The organism is Pseudomonas sp. NFIX28 (assembly GCF_900107395.1).
Classification (GTDB): domain Bacteria; phylum Pseudomonadota; class Gammaproteobacteria; order Pseudomonadales; family Pseudomonadaceae; genus Aquipseudomonas.
This window is the reverse complement of sequence record NZ_FNPW01000004.1, coordinates 17,197-29,037: the sequence shown is the minus strand read 5'-3', so window position 1 is coordinate 29,037 and position 11,841 is coordinate 17,197. Positions and strand designations below refer to the sequence as shown.

Annotated in this window: 11 protein-coding genes; 7 read left to right on the top strand and 4 right to left on the bottom strand. The window is 65.6% G+C overall.

The window, feature by feature from the left end; genetic code table 11:
- Positions 1 to 101 precede the first annotated feature (101 nt).
- From BLV20_RS08905 to BLV20_RS08895, 3 genes are all read left to right on the top strand, one after another.
- The gene (locus BLV20_RS08905; protein ID WP_092299923.1) at positions 102 to 920 is read left to right on the top strand and encodes an alpha/beta fold hydrolase; all 819 of its coding nucleotides are present in this window, start codon (positions 102 to 104) and stop codon (positions 918 to 920) included.
- Positions 921 to 1,136: 216 nt separating this feature from the next.
- Entirely contained in the window at positions 1,137 to 2,189 is a 1,053-nt protein-coding gene (locus tag BLV20_RS08900; protein ID WP_092299920.1) for a hypothetical protein, read from the top strand.
- 467 nt (positions 2,190 to 2,656) lie between these two features.
- A complete protein-coding gene (locus tag BLV20_RS08895; RefSeq protein WP_092299917.1) occupies positions 2,657 to 3,001 on the top strand; it encodes a DUF6124 family protein in 345 nt (114 codons plus the stop codon).
- Positions 3,002 to 3,122: 121 nt separating this feature from the next.
- Here the strand turns inward: BLV20_RS08895 and dsbG are convergent, their stop codons facing one another.
- From dsbG to dsbD, 3 genes are read right to left on the bottom strand one after another with little or no spacing between them, the layout of a single operon-like run.
- A complete protein-coding gene (gene dsbG, locus BLV20_RS08890) occupies positions 3,123 to 3,890 on the bottom strand; it encodes a thiol:disulfide interchange protein DsbG (protein WP_092299915.1) in 768 nt (255 codons plus the stop codon).
- Positions 3,866 to 4,738, bottom strand: a complete 873-nt coding sequence (locus BLV20_RS08885) for a TlpA disulfide reductase family protein (RefSeq protein ID WP_092299912.1) — start codon at positions 4,736 to 4,738, stop codon at positions 3,866 to 3,868. Before BLV20_RS08885 ends, dsbG begins: the two co-directional genes overlap by 25 nt.
- A complete protein-coding gene (gene dsbD, locus BLV20_RS08880; protein ID WP_092299909.1) occupies positions 4,738 to 6,474 on the bottom strand; it encodes a protein-disulfide reductase DsbD in 1,737 nt (578 codons plus the stop codon). Before dsbD ends, BLV20_RS08885 begins: the two co-directional genes overlap by 1 nt.
- A 153-nt stretch (positions 6,475 to 6,627) precedes the next feature.
- Here dsbD and BLV20_RS08875 point away from each other — a divergent pair, with 153 nt between their 5' ends.
- The 4 genes from BLV20_RS08875 (at position 6,628) to BLV20_RS08860 (ending at position 10,601) form a co-directional block, all read left to right on the top strand.
- Entirely contained in the window at positions 6,628 to 7,305 is a 678-nt protein-coding gene (locus BLV20_RS08875) for a response regulator (RefSeq protein WP_092299906.1), read from the top strand.
- 3 nt (positions 7,306 to 7,308) lie between these two features.
- Positions 7,309 to 8,631 carry an ATP-binding protein gene (locus BLV20_RS08870; protein ID WP_092299903.1) on the top strand — a complete coding sequence of 441 codons (1,323 nt, stop codon included), beginning with the start codon at positions 7,309 to 7,311 and terminating at the stop codon, positions 8,629 to 8,631.
- Between the two features lie 251 nt (positions 8,632 to 8,882).
- The gene (locus BLV20_RS08865; protein WP_092299900.1) at positions 8,883 to 10,295 is read left to right on the top strand and encodes an aspartate aminotransferase family protein; all 1,413 of its coding nucleotides are present in this window, start codon (positions 8,883 to 8,885) and stop codon (positions 10,293 to 10,295) included.
- A gap of 81 nt (positions 10,296 to 10,376) precedes the next feature.
- On the top strand, positions 10,377 to 10,601 hold the full coding sequence (locus tag BLV20_RS08860; protein ID WP_092299897.1) for an MbtH family protein: 225 nt from the start codon (positions 10,377 to 10,379) through the stop codon (positions 10,599 to 10,601).
- Positions 10,602 to 10,777: 176 nt separating this feature from the next.
- On the opposite strand, the gene BLV20_RS08855 is transcribed toward BLV20_RS08860, so the two are convergent.
- Positions 10,778 to 11,605 carry a class I SAM-dependent methyltransferase gene (locus tag BLV20_RS08855; protein WP_092299894.1) on the bottom strand — a complete coding sequence of 276 codons (828 nt, stop codon included), beginning with the start codon at positions 11,603 to 11,605 and terminating at the stop codon, positions 10,778 to 10,780.
- Between the last annotated feature and the right edge of the window lie 236 nt (positions 11,606 to 11,841).

Here is an 11,841-nt window from a genome sequence, read left to right as displayed (position 1 = left end):
CAGGCTGGCACGGCCGTTCGGACTTGTCCGATTGACTGAAACCTTTCACCGGCACAGTCTACCGAGGCTTTTTTTGCAGCCCACCTGACAGGAGACAGTTGATGCCCTTCGCGACTATCGATGGACAAGCCCTTCATTACCTCGACCAGGGCAGCGGCCCGGCGGTGCTGCTGGCCGGCAGCTACCTGTGGGACCTGAACATGTGGGCGCCGCAAATCGAGGCGCTGTCGAAGCACTACCGGGTGATCGCCCTCGACCTGTGGGGCCATGGCCAGTCCGGCGCGCTGCCGCAAGGCACCACTTCGCTGGACGACATTGCCCGGCAGGTGCTGGCGCTGTTGGATCATCTTGAGATCGAGCGCATCAGCCTGGTCGGCCTATCCGTGGGTGGCATGTGGGGGGCGCGCCTGGCCCTGGCGGCGCCGCAGCGCATCAATGGCCTGGTGCTGATGGACACCTATCTGGGGGCCGAGCCGGAGCCGACCCGCCAGTATTACTTCTCGCTGTTCAAGCAGATCGAAGAGAGCGGGGTGATCGCGCCGCAGTTGCTGGACATCGTGGTGCCGATCTTCTTCCGCCCGGGCATCGACCCGCAGTCGGCGCTCTACCAGGACTTTCGCGCCGTGCTCGCGGCACTGCCCAGCGAACGCCTGCGCGAAAGCGTGGTGCCCATGGGCCGCATCACCTTCAGCCGCGCAGATTTGCTGTCGCGCCTGGACCAACTGGACCCCAAGACCACCTTGCTGCTGTGCGGCGACCAGGACAAACCGCGCCCACCTGCGGAAACCCGGGAAATGGCCGAGCTGATCGGCTGCCCTTACCAGCTGGTGCCCGAGGCGGGGCATATCTCCAACCTGGAGAACCCGGAATTTGTCACCGAGGCGTTGTTGAAGTTTTTGGCGCAGCGGCATTCCTGCTGATGCTTCGGTGGCGTTTGGGCTGACGTTATCGCGGGCAAGCCTCGCTCCTACAGAGTCCGCGTTATACCGACGGATCTTTCGGTTGACGGTGCTTCTGTAGGAGCGAGGCTTGCCCGCGATGCAATCCCACGGCCACCACCCGACCCCTCTGCTATATTCGCGCCCGGCGCAGGTCCAACCACCTGCGCCGGGCGTTTTCATTCAGGGACAGCGGCGATGACGGAACAGATTTACTGGCGCGATATCGAGGACCTGGCGGGCAACTGGAACGGCCTCGGGGTGGACGTCCAGCGCCCGGCCAGCGACAAGCCGAACTTGCGCCTGCTCAGTGGCCACAACCGGCGCATGCAACTGGTGCTGGGTGACCAGACGCTGCTCTGGGGCACCATGTCTCGCTGCCTTTACGGCGTGTGGGTGGTACGCAATCACCTGCTGGAGCAATTGCCGCAAACCCTGGTGGGTCCCATCGATTCGCCCCAGGTGGAGCAACAGCTACGCCTCGACCCGGCCCTGCGCCTCAAGGCCTGGAGCCGCTTTTTCGTCCAGCAGTTGATGCAGCACCAGCCGGACTTTTTCTACCCCGGCTACTGGCTGGTACGGGCCCTGCGCCCGGAATCCCTCAAGCCGATGCGGCCGTTGCTGAGCGGCGCCGAAGCCTGGTACTTCAAGGGCGGCGAAGACGCCCTGAGCCATATGCCGCAGTGGGCGATCTACGGCCGCAACATCCTCGACAACCGGCAACCCGGCGCGGCGCGCTGGGTCGAGTTGGGCGAGAGTGGCGGCGCGGTGGTCGGCCTGCATGCAGTGGACCCGCATTCCGGGCGCCTCAAATGGTGGCGCAAGAAAGCCCGCGAGGGCAGCTTGCCGCCCATCCTGCTGTGGTACGTCAGCGGCCTGAGCTGCCACCTGATTCTCGATGGCCATTACCGCTTGCAGGCGGCCATCGATGAAAATGTGCCGCCGGAGTTCCTGGTGCTCAGCTCGCCGCGGCTGTTCAGCTATCGCCCGAACCCGCAAGAGCAGCAGAAGGTGCTGGGGGCTTTGCAGATGCAGATCCAGCGCAAGAACCTGGAGACGGTGCGCTTCAACCAATTGTTGATCAGCACCTTCGATGACCGTCCGTATCACGGCTTCGGCAGCCAGTCGTGGGCCGGCATTGCCTCGGAAAAGCTCTGGGTCGATCAGGTCAGTGCCATCCTCAACGAACGGGCAGACACCGGCGAGCTGGAAAACATCCTCGCCCGTGAAGCACCGGACGAGTTCGCCTGAGCCTTACGCACAAACGCCGAATGTTGACGCCCCTGTAGCCGCTGCCGAGCTCCGCGAGGCTGCGATCGACTGCGCGGCATTCCGACGAAGCGGCTTATGCACAGGCGCCGAATTCAGACACGCTCCTGTAGCCGCTGCCGAAGGCTGCGATCGGGCGCGAAGCGGCCGTAAACCAGGCGACGGTATCTTGCCTGACACACCGCATGGGCAGGTTTGGCGCCTGCTGCGCAGTCGATCGCAGCCTCGCGGAGCTCGGCAGCGGCTACAGGGGGCCAATTCGCTTTCTTTTGTAGGGTATTTCCGAGACGCAGTTTGCGGCTTGAAGGTGGCTGTTCTGAGCTACTAGTCTGCGTGGGTCGTCGCCAAATCGATGGCCGGAAGTGCAAGTCCGAAAAACTGTCGGGAACGTACGAAGACCCAGAAGTAATCGCTGGGTATTCATATCCACTGTGTTGAGGACTGCACCCATGAAAAAGCCAATTCCTGTGTATCGCTACCCTGAACTGAAGACTGCCAATCAGACCTTGCGCCAATCTCTGGCCAATTCGCCTGCCGAATCATTCGATGCTCTTCCTGCCACTGCGGCAGGGCCGGTAAGTCCGGATTCTCTTTTCTGTGTCCGCCAAGGCATCAGCGCCGAAGAAGCCCTGGTGCATGTCTCGCTCTTGCTCAAATGCGCCGAAGAAGTCAGCGATGAAATCACCGAACGCGGCAGTGGCCTGGAGCGCGGGTTGATCTGGTCGATGGTCCATTCCGTGGAAATGGCCAGGGCGGTGGTGGATGCGTTGTTGGATGGGCGTCAGGATCGTTGATTTTCGGTGTTTTTGAGGGCCCTGTCGCGGGCAAGCCTCGCTCCTACGGAAGAACGCGGTCAACCGTAGGAGCGAGGCTTGCCCGCGATGGCGGCGTATCGAACGCCGCCGGATCTGCGCCTTATTTAGGCCCGAAAATCTTGCCCAGCTTGTCCGGCGCCGGTGCACCTTGTTGCTGTTGCAGTTCGCCCTTGGCGTCCATGTAGAAGATTGCCGGGGTGGCGGACAGTTCCAGTTCGTCCATCAGTGCCATGTTGGCATCGAGCTTGGCCTGGACTTCGGCGGGGATCGTGGCCAAGGGCTTGAGGCTGCTGCCCTTGCCGGCTTTTTCGTGGTCCTGCAGGGCTTTCTGTGGGTCCTTGGCGGCCAGCAGGGCGGCGGATTTGCCCGGGCTGTCTTCGCGGATGATGCCGACCATGATGTGCCGCAACTGGACCTTGCCGGCATTCACCCAGGGCCGCGCCTGCTCCCAGAACAGGTTGCAGTAGGGGCAGTTGGGGTCGCTGAACAGGTAGATCACCCGCGGTGCGTCGGCCTTGCCGTCGGCGATCCAGTCGCTCTTTTCCATCTTCGCCCAGACTTCCTTGGCCATCGGCGCGTACACCAGCTTTTGCAGGGGCTCGGCGCTCAGGTCCTTGCCGTCGGCGTCGTACAGGTTGCCCAGCAACACATGCTTGCCATCCGGGGTCAGGTACAGGGCCATGCCGCGGTTCTGGTACTGCGCGGCATAGCCCTTGAGGCCGTCCGGGGCATCGAAGCTGCCGATGATCTTGGCGCCTTTGGCTTCGATCTTTTTGATCGCCTCGGGCAGTTCTTCGGCGTGCAGCAGCGGTGCCTGGAGCAGGGCGGCGCCCAGGGACAGGCTCAGCAGGTGGCGGATGAAAGGCATGGCAATTTCCTTGAAGGGGCGGCCTGCGTGGCCGTGGTCGAATGCGGTGAGTCGAAATGTTCCAGGGCGCGGGCCAGGCTGGCTTCGGACAGCTCGCCCAGGTGGCTGCCGAGCAGGCGCCCGTCGGCGCTGTAGAACAGCGTAGTCGGTAGCGCCATGGAGCCCACGGCCTGGCCCAGGCGGCCGCTGCCGTCGAACAGCACGTTGTTCAGGTTCAAATCCTGGGTGGCCAGGAAGGTGCTGACGCTCTGCATGCTTTCGGCCTGGTTGACGAACAGGAAGGTCAGGTCCGGGCGCTGCTGCTGGGCTCTTTCCAGCACCGGCATTTCCCGGCGGCAAGGCGGGCACCAGGTGGCCCAGAGGTTGATCACCAGCGGTTTGCCCTGGTAGCTGGTCAGTTGCACGGTGGCGCCGTCGGGGTTGCGCAGGGCGATTTCCGGCAGCCGGGTGCCTTGTTCGAAAATGCTCAGCGACAGGCTGGCGAGCAGCCAGAAGGCCAGGCCGCTGCCGACGCCGGCGCCCAGCGGCTTGCGCAGCGCCGGGCGGCGCCAGCCCCAGGCGAGGGTGGCCAGCAGCAGCACGATGGCCCCCGGCCAGGCGAGGAAACCGCCGTCGCGCAGGTCGATGATTTGCCACAGGTCGTGGCGATAGTGCTTCCAGTAGACCACCACGAAGCCGATGCGCGCCGCCAGCATGCCCAGCAGGAACAGGCCGAACAGCACCGATTCCGGGTTCTCGCCACCGCGCTTGGCGACTCGCCAGCCGACAAAGGTGGCCAGCGCCAGGGCGCTGATCAGCAGCAGGTGGTTGAGCGCGATGGCAAAGGTGCCGATGGTAAAGGTCAGCATCAACGGGCTTCTCGGGTAGCGGTCCAGCGTTGCAGGAAGGCAGCCGCGTCTACCTCACCGGTAATCCGCTGGCTGCGGCGTTCTTCGCCGTCCGGGCCGATCCACAGCAGGCTCGGCGGCCCCGGCACTTTATACCGGTTGAGCAGTTCGCGGCTGGCGGCGTTGTCGGCCGTCACGTCCAGGCGCAGCAGGCGCACGTCTTTCAGGGCCTCGAGGACCTGGGGTTGGCCGAATACCTGTTTTTCCATGATCTTGCAGGACACGCACCAGTCGGCGTAGTAGTCCAGCAGCACCCACTGGCCCTGGGCCTTGGCGGTGTCGAGGGCGCCTTGCAGGGCGGCCGGCTGGTTGACCGTGGTGAAGGCGTCGTGGACGTTGGCGCTTGCCACGCGCTGGTCGCCGCTGTAGACCTGCAGCGGTCGCCACAGGTCGTCGCTGCCGCCGGCGGCGCCCACTAGCAGCAGGCTGCCCCACAGGCCGAACACCACTGAACCGGCGCCGAACAGATGCCCGGCACGCCCGGCCGCACGCATCTGGTGCCAGGCGGTGTAGGCCAGGACCAGCGCCAGCGCGCCCCACAGGCCGATCCACAACGACTCGTCGAGCACCGGGCGCAGCAGCACGATGGCGGTGCCGAGGAACAGGAAGCCGAACACGCCCTTGAGCAGGTTCATCCACGGGCCCGGCTTGGGCAAAAAGCGGTTGCCCACCGTCACCAGCAGCAACAGCGGCAGGCCGATGCCCAGGCCCATGACGAACAGGATGAGCCCGCCGTGCAGCGCGTTGCCGCTCTGGGCGATGTACAGCAGGGCGCCGGCCAGCGGCGCGGTCATGCACGGGCCCACCAGCAGGCCGGACAGGGCGCCGAGCACCCCGGCTCCGACCAGGCTGCCGCCGCTGCGTGAACGGCTGGCGTTTTCCAGGCGATCGCGCAGGGCCGCCGGCAGTTGCAGCTCGAAGAAGCCGAACATCGGCAGCGCCAGGATCACGAACACCGCGGCAAAGCTGCCCAGCACCCAGGGCTGCTGCAACAGGGCTTGCAGGTTGGCGCCCAGCAGCGCGGCGAGCACGCCCATGGCGGCGTAGACCAATGCCATGCACACCACGTAGCTGCCGGCCAGGGCGAAACCGCGTCGCGGGCTGGCGCCGCTGCCCACCACCAGGCCGGCGAGGATTGGCAGCATCGGCAGCGAGCAGGGGGCGAATGCCAGCAACAGGCCGAGGCCGAAGAACACCAGCAGGCTCCAGCCCAGGGCGCGTTGTTGCAGGCCGCTGGCCAGGGCCTGGTCGCTGGCCTCGGTACCGGCTCCGGCAGCGGCGGCCGGGCTGCCGCCCAGGTCCACTTCCAGCGATTGCGGCGGGTAGCACAGGCCGGCATCGGCGCAGCCTTGCCAGCCGACCTTGACCTTGCCGGTGGCGCCGGCGGGGATTTTCAGTTCCAGGCCCTGGCGATACACCTGCTGCGCGCCGAAGAACTCGTCGCTGTGGGCCTCGCCCTCGGGCAGGGGTGGTTTTTGCGCGTCCGCCAGGCCGTCGAATTTCAGCCGTTGTTGATACAGGTAATAGCCGTCGGCGATCTGCCAGAACAGCTGGGTTTCGCCCGACGCCAGGCGTTCGGAGGTGAAGACGAAGGCTTTGCCGACCGGGAGAAAGTCGGGTTTGACCTCGAACGGATTGTTACCCGCCTGGGCCAGGCCCGACAGCAGCATGAACAACACAATGAACAGACGACGCATGGAAAAGCCTTAAACCGGTGCAGGTGAGCGGCACAATGGATGATGGCGATTAACCGATGATTAACCCTGCACGCCTTGTGGCACTGGCGGTGCAGGCATAATGTCGGCTTAATCGGCGATGGTTTTAATCGCTCCTTTTCTACAGGTTCCACCATGCACGTACTGGTTTGCGAAGATGATGAACTGATTGCCAGCGGCATCATGGCCGGCCTCACGGCCCAGGGCCTGACGGTGGAACACGTGGCCACCGCCTCGGCGGCGCGGGCCATGCTCGGCGTGGCGGAGTTCGACGTGATGGTACTCGACCTCGGCCTGCCCGACGAAGACGGCCTGAAGCTGCTCAAGCAGCTACGCCACAGCGGGCTGGAGATCCCGGTATTGATCCTCACCGCGCGGGACTCGGTCACCGACCGGGTCGACGGCTTGCAGGCCGGCGCCGACGACTATCTGCTCAAGCCCTTCGACCTGCGGGAACTGGCGGCGCGCCTGCATACCCTGTTGCGACGGGTGGCGGGGCGCAGCGTCAACCTGATCGAGCACGGCCGCCTGACCTATGACCCGAGCACCCGCGAAACCCTGCTCGGCGGCCAGCCGGTGGACCTGTCGCGGCGCGAGCAGTCGCTGCTCCAGGCGCTGCTGCACAACCGCGGCCGGGTGCTGTCCAGCGAACAGCTCAAGGACAGCGTCTACGGTTTCAACGACGAGCTGGAAAGCAATGCCCTCAACGTGCACATCCACCACCTGCGGCGCAAGCTCGGCAACGGCATCGTCGAGACCGTGCGCGGTCTGGGCTATCGCCTGGGGCCTGCGGATGGCGGGGAGGAGTCGTAAGTGATGAGCCTGCGTTTGCGCCTGAGCCTGACCATCGGCGCGGCCTTCGTGCTGATCTGGGCACTGGCGGCGGCCTGGATGTTCAGCGACCTGCGCAACCAGATGATGTTTTCCCTCGACCAGCGCCTGGTGGCGTCGGCGCGCATGGTCGCCGGCCTCCTGGAGCAGTTGCCGCCGTTGCCGAGCAAGGGCGAGGGCACCCATTTCAGCGCCGAGCAGTTGAACATCCCAGGGGGCATGGCCTGCCAGGTCAGCTCCCTGCGCGGCGAGATTCTCGCCCGCAGCCATAACCACCCCGACGAAAAGCTCGAAGCCGAGCGCATGGGCTTTCACGACCAGATGATCGACGGCGTGCGCTGGCGCAGTTTCACCCTGGCCCGGGGCGATTTGCGCATCACCACCGCCGACCGGCAGGTCGAGCGCGAGGCGCTGAACATGTCGGTGCTGCTGGCGGCTTCGGTGCCGGTCGGCGTGGCCTTGCTCGGCTGCCTGTGGTTGCTGTGGCTGGGGATCGGCCAGGGCCTGGCGCCGCTGAACCGCATGCGCGATGCCTTGATGCGCCGCAGCGCCGACTCCCTGGAGCCGTTGCAGATCCAGCCGCTGCCCAGCGAGCTGCGGCCGCTGCTGGAAACCCAGAACCAGCTGTTCCAGCGCATCGGCAAGACCATCGAGCGCGAGCGCCGCCTGACCGGTGACGCCGCCCATGAATTGCGCAGCCCGCTGACGGCGATCAAGACCCACCTGCAAGTGGCGCGCATGACCGACGGCGCGGCCCGCGACCAATCCCTGGCGCGCGCCGAAGAGGGCGCCGACCGCCTGCACCGGACCCTGGAGCAATTGCTGTTGCTGGCGCGAGTGGAGGGCAGCCTGTCGTTCGAGGATGGCGTGCAGTGCAATGCCGAACAGGTGGCGAAAACCGCGATCCAGGACGCGGCCAGCGGTGCCCGGCAGCGGGTCCGGCTGCATATCGACGAGCGGCTGTCGACGGCGCCGCTGGAAATGCCCTCGGTGCTGGCCATCGCCGCGCTGCGCAACCTGCTGGATAACGCGCTGCGGCATACCCCGAGCGATGCGCCGGTGGAACTGAACCTGGAAACCATCGGCAATCGCGTGCGCTTCCAGGTGCGCGACCATGGCAGCGGCATTCCCGATGACGACCTGCAGCACTTGACCCAACGTTTCTGGCGCAACGGCCAGAGCACCGGTTGCGGCCTGGGGCTGGCGATTGTCCAGGCCATCGTCCAGCGCTGCGGTTGCGTGCTGCATTTCGACAGCCGGCCCGATGGCTTGCGGGTCGAGTTGACCATGCCGCTGCAAGCTGCCTGAGGGCCTTATCGCGGGCAAGCCTCGCTCCTACAAATCGGCGTGACCTTGTAGGAGCGAGGCTTGCCCGCGATGGCATTCTCATGTCCGCCACAACCTTTATGGTTGATATGCAATAAACCCACTCTCGGGTGTAAATCCTTCCCTTGCTGATGCGTTTCCAAAACAGGAAAACCTGCGAGTGCGCGCTGAACCGGCTGCGTACCTGCGTGGTGTGCGGTTTCGCTCAACTCATCAGCGTGAGGATTCGAGAGATGTCAGTTGCTACCAGCCTTGTCGACGATCAGCCCGCGCGGACCAGTCCCGCGCCCGCCGAGACGCTTTACCAGTTCGCCGAATCGCCGTTGCTGGCCCGGCAGAACCAGCAGGAATCCAATGCCCGCAGCTACCCGCGGCGGATCCCGCTGGCACTCAAGCGAGCGAGCGGGATTCATGTCGAGGACGTCGAAGGCCGGCGCTTCATCGACTGCCTGGCCGGCGCCGGCACCCTGGCCCTGGGCCACAACCACCCGGTGGTGATCGAGGCCATCCGGCAGGTGCTGGCCGATGAGCTGCCGCTGCTGACCCTGGACCTGACCACGCCGGTCAAGGACCAGTTCGTCCAGGACCTGTTCGGCCTGTTGCCGCCAGCCCTGGCCGCGGAGGCGAAGATCCAGTTCTGCGGCCCCACCGGCACCGATGCCGTGGAAGCGGCGCTGAAGCTGACCCGTACCGCCACCGGCCGCAGCACCGTGCTGTCGTTCCAGGGCGCCTACCATGGCATGAGCCAGGGCGCCTTGAGCCTGATGGGCAGCCTGGGGCCGAAGCGGCCGTTGGGTGCGCTGCTGACCAACGGCGTGCAGATTCTGCCGTTCCCTTATGACTACCGTTGCCCGTTCGGCCTGGGCGGCGAAGCGGGGGTGAAGGCCAACCTGAGCTACCTGGAAAACCTGCTGAGCGATCCGGAAGCCGGCGTGCAGCTGCCGGCGGCGATCATCGTCGAGGCGGTGCAGGGCGAGGGCGGAGTGATTCCCGCCGACCTCGACTGGCTGCGCGGCGTGCGGCGCATCACCGAGAAGGCCGGCGTGGCCTTGATCGTCGACGAGATCCAGAGCGGTTTCGCTCGTACCGGCAAGATGTTCGCCTTCGAACACGCCGGGATCATCCCGGATGTGGTGGTGCTGTCCAAGGCCATTGGCGGCAGCCTGCCGATGGCGGTGGTGGTCTACCGCGACTGGCTCGACACTTGGTTGCCGGGCGCCCATGCCGGCACCTTCCGCGGCAACCAGATGGCCATGGCCACCGGTTCCGCGGTGATGCGCTATCTGAAGGAACACCAGGTGGCCGAGCACGCGGCCGCCATGGGCGAGCGTTTGAGCGAGCACCTGCGGATCCTGCAGCGCGACTTTCCGCAGATGGGCGACATTCGCGGTCGCGGCCTGATGCTCGGGGTCGAACTGGTGGACCCGAGCGGCGAAAAGGACGCCCTCGGCCATCCGCCGCCGTTCAGCCGCCTGGCGCCGCTGGTGCAGCGCGAATGCCTCAAGCGCGGGTTGATCCTGGAAATGGGCGGCCGCCATGGCAGCGTGGTGCGTTTCCTGCCGCCGCTGGTGATCACCGCGGCGCAAATCGACCAGGTGGCGGACATCTTCAGCCGGGCGTTGGCGGCGGCGGTCGCCAGCCTCTAATTTTTCGCGGCCCTGGAACGTTCCTTATTCACAACCGCTGCGCGCCCAGCGCAGCGAGCCTTACAGCGATGGAGACAAGCAATGACTTCAGTATTCGACCGCGAGGACATCCTCTTTCAGGTAGTGGTCAACCATGAAGAGCAGTATTCGATCTGGCCGGACTACAAGGCCGTGCCGCAAGGCTGGCGCACCGTGGGCAAGAGCGGTTTCAAGAAGGAGTGCCTGGCCTATATCGAAGAGGTCTGGACCGACATGCGCCCGCTGAGCCTGCGGCAGAAGATGGACGCCCAGGCGGCGGCCAGCTGATTACCCCGTACTGACGTTGACCTGTAGCCGCTGCCGCAGGCTGCGATAAGCCCGCCAGGGCTTCGGCGCTCTTAAGATCGCTGACGACCATTCCGGTCGATCGCAGCCTGCGGCAGCGGCTACAGGGTGCAAAAGCCCGTTGAACCCCTCAGGTCCGGCGGGCTTTTTTGTGGGCGTCAGGTTGGGCGTTTGACTGCCTGCAAGGTGTAGCTCAATGGCAGGCGCAAGGGCGCTTCCTTGAGGTGCCATTCGCCTTGCTCGTCGCGGCGCATCTGCCCGGGCAGGGCTTCCCAGGGGATGCTTTGGTGCTCCACCAGACCGCTGATGTCCAGGCCGTGCTTGAGCAGCGCGCTGACGATTTCCCCCAGGCCGTGGTTCCACGCATGGGTCACGGTGGCCTTGAGCGGCCGGTCGGTGCTGACGTAGGTGCTGTCGTCGTCCCAGACCAGCGGTTCGCGGCGCTCGAAATAGGGCAGGTCGACCACCAGCGCGTCCTCGCGGCTTTCGTCCAGGGCCCAGAGCATCGGGTGGCCTTCGCGGATAAACAGCCGGCCGCCGGGCTTGAGCAGTGCGCCGACATTGCGCGCCCAGGTGTCGACGCTGGGCAGCCAGCACAGCGCGCCGATACCGGTGTAGACCAGATCGAACGCGCCCTTGGGCAATACCTCGCAGGCTTTGTAGACGTCGGACTCGACGAATTCGATGGTGCTGCCGGTGCGCGCCGCCAGGGCCCGGGCTTCGGCCAGGGACGCGGGGGAGAAGTCGAGCCCGGTCATGTGGGCGCCGAGGCGGGCCAGCGACAGGGTGTCGGTGCCGATATGGCATTGCAGATGTACGCCATGCAGGCCGGCGATATCTCCCAGCAGCGGCAGGTCGAAACGCACCACCTCGGACAAGTGCCGCGGGTCGTCGATAAACCGTTGCGCCTGGTAATCCGGCGAGGCGGCATGCAGCGGTGCGCGCTCGTCCCAGTTGGCCTGGTTGAGCTTGAGGTAGTCACTCATGGCGGGGCTTCCTGTCCGTTCGATGGGAGCAGCAGGCTAGCACCGGCGAGGCGAGCGATTCTTGGGGGTATTTGTAAGCGCAGGCAGGCGCCTGTAGCCGCTGCCGAGCCTCAGCGAGGCTGCGATCGCCCGCGAAGCGGGCGCCAAGCCAGGCAACCCCACACATCAGACCGGCTTCCGGTCCACGGGGCTGCGCCCCGATCGCAGCCTGCGGCAGCGGCTACAGGAATCGCGGT

Bases quoted from the DNA above. Each gene is read 5' to 3' on its own strand.
- BLV20_RS08905 (WP_092299923.1), top strand. From the start codon at position 102: ATGCCCTTCGCGACTATCGATGGACAAGCCCTTCATTACCTCGACCAG.
- BLV20_RS08855 (WP_092299894.1), bottom strand. From the start codon at position 11,605: ATGAGTGACTACCTCAAGCTCAACCAGGCCAACTGGGACGAGCGCGCA.
- BLV20_RS08875 (WP_092299906.1), top strand. From the start codon at position 6,628: ATGCACGTACTGGTTTGCGAAGATGATGAACTGATTGCCAGCGGCATC.
- BLV20_RS08895 (WP_092299917.1), top strand. From the start codon at position 2,657: ATGAAAAAGCCAATTCCTGTGTATCGCTACCCTGAACTGAAGACTGCC.
- BLV20_RS08870 (WP_092299903.1), top strand. From the start codon at position 7,309: ATGAGCCTGCGTTTGCGCCTGAGCCTGACCATCGGCGCGGCCTTCGTG.
- BLV20_RS08860 (WP_092299897.1), top strand. From the start codon at position 10,377: ATGACTTCAGTATTCGACCGCGAGGACATCCTCTTTCAGGTAGTGGTC.
- dsbG (WP_092299915.1), bottom strand. From the start codon at position 3,890: ATGCCTTTCATCCGCCACCTGCTGAGCCTGTCCCTGGGCGCCGCCCTG.
- BLV20_RS08865 (WP_092299900.1), top strand. From the start codon at position 8,883: ATGTCAGTTGCTACCAGCCTTGTCGACGATCAGCCCGCGCGGACCAGT.
- BLV20_RS08885 (WP_092299912.1), bottom strand. From the start codon at position 4,738: ATGCTGACCTTTACCATCGGCACCTTTGCCATCGCGCTCAACCACCTG.
- BLV20_RS08900 (WP_092299920.1), top strand. From the start codon at position 1,137: ATGACGGAACAGATTTACTGGCGCGATATCGAGGACCTGGCGGGCAAC.
- dsbD (WP_092299909.1), bottom strand. From the start codon at position 6,474: ATGCGTCGTCTGTTCATTGTGTTGTTCATGCTGCTGTCGGGCCTGGCC.